The sequence below is a fragment of the Pseudoalteromonas sp. TB51 genome, assembly GCF_000498055.1.
Classification (GTDB): domain Bacteria; phylum Pseudomonadota; class Gammaproteobacteria; order Enterobacterales; family Alteromonadaceae; genus Pseudoalteromonas; species Pseudoalteromonas atlantica.
The window spans coordinates 1-6,616 of record NZ_AUTO01000298.1 but is presented as its reverse complement, the minus strand read 5'-3'; the positions used below and the strand labels follow the sequence as shown (position 1 = coordinate 6,616).

The window sequence follows — 6,616 nt, the reverse complement described above, 5'->3', positions numbered from 1 at the left end:
CTGCCACTATTGCACTGGCTAAACTTATAAAAGAAAAACAACCAAAGCTTTATAACTTCTTTTTTGGGCTGCGTAATAAAAAAGCGCTTGGCGAATTAGTTGATGTATTTAACATGACGCCGCTGGTACACACATCATCGCGTATTCCTGCAACGCAGGGCTGTACTACGTGGGTAGCGCCTATGAGCTTTCATCCGGTAAATAAAAACGCCGTTATATGTTTTGATTTAACCCAAAACCCGCAAGTATTGCTTGATTTAAACGTAGAAGAGTTACGTAAACGTTTATACACCAAACGCGTTGATTTAGCCGAGGGCGATTTACCTGTTGGTTTAAAACTGGTGCATTTAAACAAGTGCCCTATTTTAGCGCCTGCTAAAACGTTATTGCCTGAAAACGCAGCCCGTTTAGGCATTGACCGCGAGCAATGCCTCGCTAATTTAGCTATTTTAAAAGCCAATACCGAGCTTCGCGATAAAGTAACTGAGGTATTTAACGAAAAAGGCGATTACAGCGCGACCACTAACGTTGATTACTTACTTTACGATGGCTTTACAAGCCACGCCGACAAAGCTAAATTTGCGATTATTCGCGATGCTAAACCAGACGAGTTAGCGGGCTTAAATTTAGACTTTGAAGATAAAAAGTTCAATACATTACTGTTTAGATACCGTGCGCGAAACTGGCCAGAAACGCTCAACCAGCAAGAGCTTGACCAATGGCGCCAGTATTGCCAAAACAAGTTAATGCACGGGGAAGATCAACCCTCAATTAGTGCACAAGATTTTATGATCACCCTTGAAAACTTAGCCCATGAGCACGACGACAGCGAAAAAAACCTGACCATTTTAAAGGCTTTGTATAACTACGCGCAAAGCATGTAATTTTCTTTTAGTTTATTTGTATAGCGCATATAAAAACGCGACGCTTTAATTACTAAAGCGTCGCGTTTTTGTTTAAATTATTACGGGCTTTGCCCATCACGCCAGCAAGCTGCGCGTCTACATTGATATACTCAATGTAAACGTTATTTTTTGTGCAGTGCTTCAATGCGTGCTAGTAAGCTTGATGTATCGTATCGGCCCCCACCAAGCGCTTGTACGTCGGCGTAATATTGATCAACCGTTGCGGTCATCGGTAACGTAGCGCCGTTGTTTTTAGCTTCATCAAGCGCGATGCCTAAATCTTTGCGCATCCAATCTACGGCAAAACCAAACTCGTACTCACCTGCCCACATTGTTTTGTAGCGGTTTTCCATTTGCCACGAACCCGCAGCCCCTTTTGAAATGGTTTCAATTACTTTTTCACCATCAAGCCCTGCTTGTTTAGCAAAGTGTAAGCCCTCGGCTAAGCCTTGCACTACGCCGGCAATACAAATTTGATTAACCATTTTACATAACTGCCCTGCGCCCACATCGCCTAATAACTGGCTAAAACGGCTATATGCTGCCATTACGGGTTGCACTTTAGTGAAAACAGCTTCGTTACCGCCAGCCATGACTGTAAGCACGCCGTTTTCAGCACCTGCTTGTCCGCCAGATACAGGCGCGTCTATAAAATCGATATTTTGCAAGGCTGCTTTTTCTGCTACTTCACGGGCTACTTCGGCCGATGTCGTTGTATGGTCAACCAAAATGCTATTAACGGCCATCCCCGCTAAAACACCATTTTCACCATAAACAACCGCACGTAAGTCATCATCATTACCTACACACATAAATACAATATCAGCATTATTAGCAGCTTCTCGCGGCGTGGTAGCAAAGCTTCCTGCATACTCATCTACCCAGCTTTGCGCCTTTGCTTGAGTGCGGTTATATACACACACATTAAAGCCCGCTTTTGCTAAATGCCCTGCCATTGGGTAACCCATTACCCCTAAACCTATAAATGCAACATTGATTGACATAAAAGTGCCTTATTTTCCTGCTAACTTAGAAACTATGCCCGATTATGTCAATCGGCTGCTTAAAAAGCGAATTAAGTCTTTATAAATTTCCAACGTAAGGAAATAAGTAGGTAACCATGGATAGTATTTATCAATTTAGTGCCCCTTTGTACAACAGCGAAAGCTTTGCGCTTAGCCAGCTAAAAGGCAAAACAGTACTTATTGTTAATACAGCAAGTAAGTGTAATTTTTCGGTGCAATTAAGTTCGCTAGAAAAGCTCTATCAGGAATATAAAAATAGCGGTTTCACTATTTTAGCGTTTCCGTGTCATCAATTTGGCCAAAACGAGCCGCTTGATAACCTCGCGATTAAAGACTTTTATCAAGGGCAATTTGACGTGTCGTTCAAAGTGTTTGGTAAGGTAATGGTAAATGGGCCCGAGGCGCATCCGCTGTTTAATTATTTAAAGTCGCATACCCGTGGTATTTCGCAAAACCGCGCAGTAAAGTGGAACTTCACCAAGTTTTTAATTAACCCACAAGGTCAGCTCGTTGCACGCTATGCGCCGCGCACCAAGCCCGAAACGCTTAAACAGGTCATTGAGGCAAACTTACCTAGCGCACTAAACGCTAATAACTTAAATAACGCAAAAATAATACCCAACTTTAATGCATTAAAAGGCGCTTAATTATTCTAAATCAATAAACGGGTGGTTACTCAAGCATGCTTTATTAAACTAGTTTAAGGTTACGTATAATACCAATCAGCAATAATACTTAATCATTTTTAGGGGCTAAACGTGTCGCTATCTGCGTTAAAAAACTCTCATTTACGACTGCATGGATGCAGAAGGTAGAGCAATGCAGGAGCAATTGCCGAGAACAATTAAATAGCGAATTTTTTGCCTTGCTATAAACACGTTTTTACATCCTCAAAATAGATCACTTGATTATGCGCATTGGTATAACAGCTAGGCTTTGGAGTAAATAACATGAACATTGCTTTTTTTAGTACGCAAAAATACGAGCAGCCTTTTTTTAAGCGCAGTATTAAAAAACACCCGCAAATAGAGATTTGTTACTTTGAGCAAGCACTGAATGAGCAAACAGCACTGCTTGCTAAAGGGTTTGATGCTGTGTGTGTATTTGTAAACGACACGGTTAACGCCCTCGTTATTGAGCACCTTGCTGAGCAAGGAATTAATACTATTTTACTTCGCTGCGCAGGGTTTAATAATGTTGATTTAGTGGCTGNAGAAGCCGTAGCTGAGCACTGTGTTGCACTTATGCTTACCCTTAGCCGTAAAACACATAAAGCCTATAACCGCGTACGCGAAGACAACTTTGATTTAAACGGTTTATTAGGCTTTAACTTACACGACAAAACAGTTGGCATTATAGGCTGTGGTAAAATTGGCCTTGCCCTTTGTAATATTTTAAATGGCTTTGGCGCGCATGTTTTAGTGTGCGACCCTTATGCAGCACCTGGCAATTACACCATTACCGATTTAGATTCGCTGCTTACTCAAAGCGATATAATTTCATTGCACTGCCCACTGAATGAGCAAACACATCATTTAATAAACGACGATGCATTTAATAAAATGAAACCTGGGGTAATGCTAATTAACACTTCGCGCGGTGCGCTACTTAATAGCAAAGCGTGTATAAATGCGCTTAAAACTAAAAAGCTAGGGTATTTAGGGCTTGATGTGTACGAGCAGGAGTCGGAGCTATTTTTTAAAAACCACAGCGACGAGATAAACCAAGACGATATATTCTCGCGCTTAGTTAGTTTTAAAAACGTATTAATAACTGGCCACCAAGGCTTTTTTACTCAAGAAGCCCTGAGCGAAATTGCCAATACCACCATACAAAACGCAATAGAAATTAATGAACAAAGACCTTTAACCAATGAGGTTTTATAAAGCCGCGGCCCATTAATTTAGCTTTACCCGTTTTGCTATTTACATAACGGGTAAAGCTTAAAATACTTTAGCCAAACGCAACGTTTGCAAAAACAAGAGTCATTAATACTGGGCACACAAAACGAATGTATTGAGCAAACCAGTAATGCGTGCCCGTGCTGGCTTTATGAAGCTTATTACCGCGTTTCCACATCCAACCTGCGGTTATAAAATAAAACAGCCCCATAAGTGGAAGTTGGTACTGAGTAAATAGCATGATTACTAAACCAAATAACCACTCAAAGTTTAATATTATTGCACTAGCGCATATTAACACCACTAGGCTAACGGCCCACGTTGCTTTAGTACGATCTACGCGGTGGTTTTCTACTAAAAACGCTACCGGTATTTCTGTGGTAGAAATAGTAGATGTAACCGATGCAATCGACATAAGTACAAAAAACAGTAACCCAATTAGTAAACCAATTTCGCCCATGGTACTAAAAAGCTCAGGCAAAATAGCAAATATAAGCTGCCCTTCACCTATAAGTTTTCCGCCGCTAAACACCTCTACCCCGTTATGTTGCGCTACATAAATTGCAGGCACTATCAGTAAACCTGCTAAAAATGCCACGCTGGTATCAAGCAGTGCAACGCTTGCAGTTAGTTTTGGCAGGTTTGCATCTGGCTGCAGGTACGAGCCATAAATCATCATGCAGCCAACCCCTAATGAGAGCGAGAAAAACGCCTGCCCCATTGCAGCAATAATTAAATTTGGGTCAAGCACTTGGCTAAAATTAGGAATTAAATAAGCAGCAAACCCTTCGCTGGCGCCTTCTAAACTGGCTATATAAAAAATTAAGCCTATTAGTAGCACCAATAACAACGGCATTAATCGACGTGACCAAGTTTCAATCCCAGATTTAACCCCTTTTAAAATAATACTGGCGGTTAAAATAAGCATAAGCGGCGTAAATATAAAATTACGCACCATAGAGTCGCTGTGTAAAAATTCGCTTGCGGCGGTAAAACCAAAGAATGTAGTAATAGGCTCTATGGCGTAAGAGAGCATCCAACCAGCTACAATAGAATAAAAGCTAAGCATAACCACAGCGCCCGCAAGGCCAATATATCCTGCGGCAGCCCCTACTTTTTTGTTGGTATTTTGCCACGCATTACCCAATGCTTTTACTGGGTTTGCTTGCGCTTGGTGGCCTAAATAAAGTTCGGTATAAAGCGCAGGTAGCGCAAGTAAAAATATAACTACAAAGTAAACCAATAAAAATGCACCGCCACCATGGTTGGCCGCCTGCGTAGGAAAACCCCAAATATTACCTAAACCCACTGCTGCGCCTGCAGCGGCTAAAACAAAACCAAAACGGCTTTGAAATCCATCACGCACTTGTGCCATACATCTACAAATTCTGTTATTCTTTGATTATTGTGAATTAAACCATATTTAATGCCAACTGAGTAATAAAATTGCTTTTGGCATAAATAAGCGCTGTTAACCGCTCATAATTACAGCACTCACTTATTTTAAGCGCGTATGACTAACCACTTTTTTAAAAACACCCTAAGTATTGCTCCCTCTTTTTATAGCGATTTATCCCCTAGCAACAATACTATTTTAGTGTTTAATGCCAACACACTTAATGTAGAACACCTTGATTTAACCCAGTACCTAAGCCCATTTGAGCTAAGCGTTATAAATCGCCGTAAACGCATGCAAGCAAAGCAAGAATATCTAGCATCGCGTATATTACTAAAGCAACTTGCAAAGCATATTCAGCCCCAATACGCACACATACCGCTTAATAAAATGAGCACCCACTTTAATGAAGAATGCTCAAAACTACAGCTCCATATAAACCACACCGTTATAAATACCTGTATTTCGCACTCGCATGGCTTAGTTGGCGTAGCACTTAATGTTACTAAGGCGGAGTTTGGCTTTGATATTGAAAAAATAAACTTAAAACGCCCATTCGAAAAGCTCGCTAAGCATTTTTATCATAAGGCTGAAATTGCCTTAATTACCGCGCCTTTGGCTATAAAAGAGCAAGCCCACCGCTTTTTTAGAATTTGGACCTTAAAAGAGGCACTCGCTAAAGCAACTAGCCGCCCAATAGCGCAATTGCTTAGCCCAAATGTATTTGATGAATTTTCTTTGTTAAACCTAACAGCATCGAGTAACACCATAACGGTTGCCAATGAGGAGTTTGATATAAGCGTGGCGCATAAAAAAAGCACCGACTGGCGGTGCTTTATACTTAATAACTTGGATACTTAATAACTTGGCTTTAAAAGCTTAAGCAGCGCTTTCTAATAAGCGGCTGTGTATTGCTTGTACCACGGTATCTGATTCGCTTTGCTCTACTAAAAAGCATAAGTTGTGCTTGCTTGCACCATGACAAATTAATCGAATATTAAACTCTTTTAATACGTTCATTAGGTTCATTTCGTGCTGGCGTAGCTGTATTTCAGAGCCTATAAGCGCCACTAAGGTTAAGTTGTTTTCAACCGATACATGACAAAATTCGGCCAATTTATCTAAACACGCTTGCTCAAGCTCAGGTCGCGAGGCATTAGGTGCGTTATCTAGGGTTATGGCAACACTAATTTCTGAGGTAGTAACTAAGTCTACCGATATATTAAACTCACTTAAAATGGTAAATACACGGGCCAAAAAGCCACTTGCTAATAACATTTCTGGGCTTTTAAGCGTTAGCAATATTTGGTTTTTACGCTGCGTAACGGCACGAATACCTGGCTGCTGCGATTTTTCACGCTCAATCCACGTCCCCCCGCGCTCTGGCTC

General features: G+C 41.0%; 7 protein-coding genes. 4 read left to right on the top strand and 3 right to left on the bottom strand.

Going from position 1 to position 6,616, the window contains the following annotated elements; genetic code table 11:
• The coding region (gene sbcB, locus L650_RS0117880; protein WP_029773953.1) for an exodeoxyribonuclease I at window positions 1-884 on the top strand (884 nt) is incomplete at its 5' end.
• A gap of 143 nt (window positions 885-1,027) precedes the next feature.
• Here the strand turns inward: sbcB and L650_RS0117870 are convergent.
• Window positions 1,028-1,909 carry an NAD(P)-dependent oxidoreductase gene (locus L650_RS0117870; protein ID WP_029773952.1) on the bottom strand — a complete coding sequence of 294 codons (882 nt, stop codon included), beginning with the start codon at window positions 1,907-1,909 and terminating at the stop codon, window positions 1,028-1,030.
• Between the two features lie 116 nt (window positions 1,910-2,025).
• Here L650_RS0117870 and L650_RS0117865 point away from each other — a divergent pair, with 116 nt between their 5' ends.
• Together L650_RS0117865 and L650_RS0117860 are read left to right on the top strand one after the other, a co-directional pair.
• Window positions 2,026-2,577, top strand: a complete 552-nt coding sequence (locus tag L650_RS0117865) for a glutathione peroxidase (protein ID WP_004587708.1) — start codon at window positions 2,026-2,028, stop codon at window positions 2,575-2,577.
• Between the two features lie 303 nt (window positions 2,578-2,880).
• Complete coding sequence (locus L650_RS0117860) at window positions 2,881-3,816, top strand: 2-hydroxyacid dehydrogenase (protein ID WP_029773951.1); 936 nt, start codon at window positions 2,881-2,883, stop codon at window positions 3,814-3,816.
• Window positions 3,817-3,883: 67 nt separating this feature from the next.
• On the opposite strand, the gene L650_RS0117855 is transcribed toward L650_RS0117860, so the two are convergent.
• Window positions 3,884-5,206 carry a sodium-dependent transporter gene (locus L650_RS0117855; protein WP_004587706.1) on the bottom strand — a complete coding sequence of 441 codons (1,323 nt, stop codon included), beginning with the start codon at window positions 5,204-5,206 and terminating at the stop codon, window positions 3,884-3,886.
• 138 nt (window positions 5,207-5,344) lie between these two features.
• Here L650_RS0117855 and L650_RS0117850 point away from each other — a divergent pair, with 138 nt between their 5' ends.
• Complete coding sequence (locus L650_RS0117850) at window positions 5,345-6,088, top strand: 4'-phosphopantetheinyl transferase family protein (protein WP_029773950.1); 744 nt, start codon at window positions 5,345-5,347, stop codon at window positions 6,086-6,088.
• A gap of 18 nt (window positions 6,089-6,106) precedes the next feature.
• On the opposite strand, the gene L650_RS0117845 is transcribed toward L650_RS0117850, so the two are convergent.
• Window positions 6,107-6,616, bottom strand: a 510-nt coding sequence (locus tag L650_RS0117845; protein ID WP_029773949.1) for an ACT domain-containing protein, incomplete at its 5' end; no start/stop codon positions are given.

Excerpts from the sequence above, each read along its gene's own strand:
- L650_RS0117870 (WP_029773952.1), bottom strand. The coding sequence starts at position 1,909 with ATGTCAATCAATGTTGCATTTATAGGTTTAGGGGTAATGGGTTACCCA.
- L650_RS0117865 (WP_004587708.1), top strand. The coding sequence starts at position 2,026 with ATGGATAGTATTTATCAATTTAGTGCCCCTTTGTACAACAGCGAAAGC.
- L650_RS0117850 (WP_029773950.1), top strand. The coding sequence starts at position 5,345 with ATGACTAACCACTTTTTTAAAAACACCCTAAGTATTGCTCCCTCTTTT.
- L650_RS0117855 (WP_004587706.1), bottom strand. The coding sequence starts at position 5,206 with ATGGCACAAGTGCGTGATGGATTTCAAAGCCGTTTTGGTTTTGTTTTA.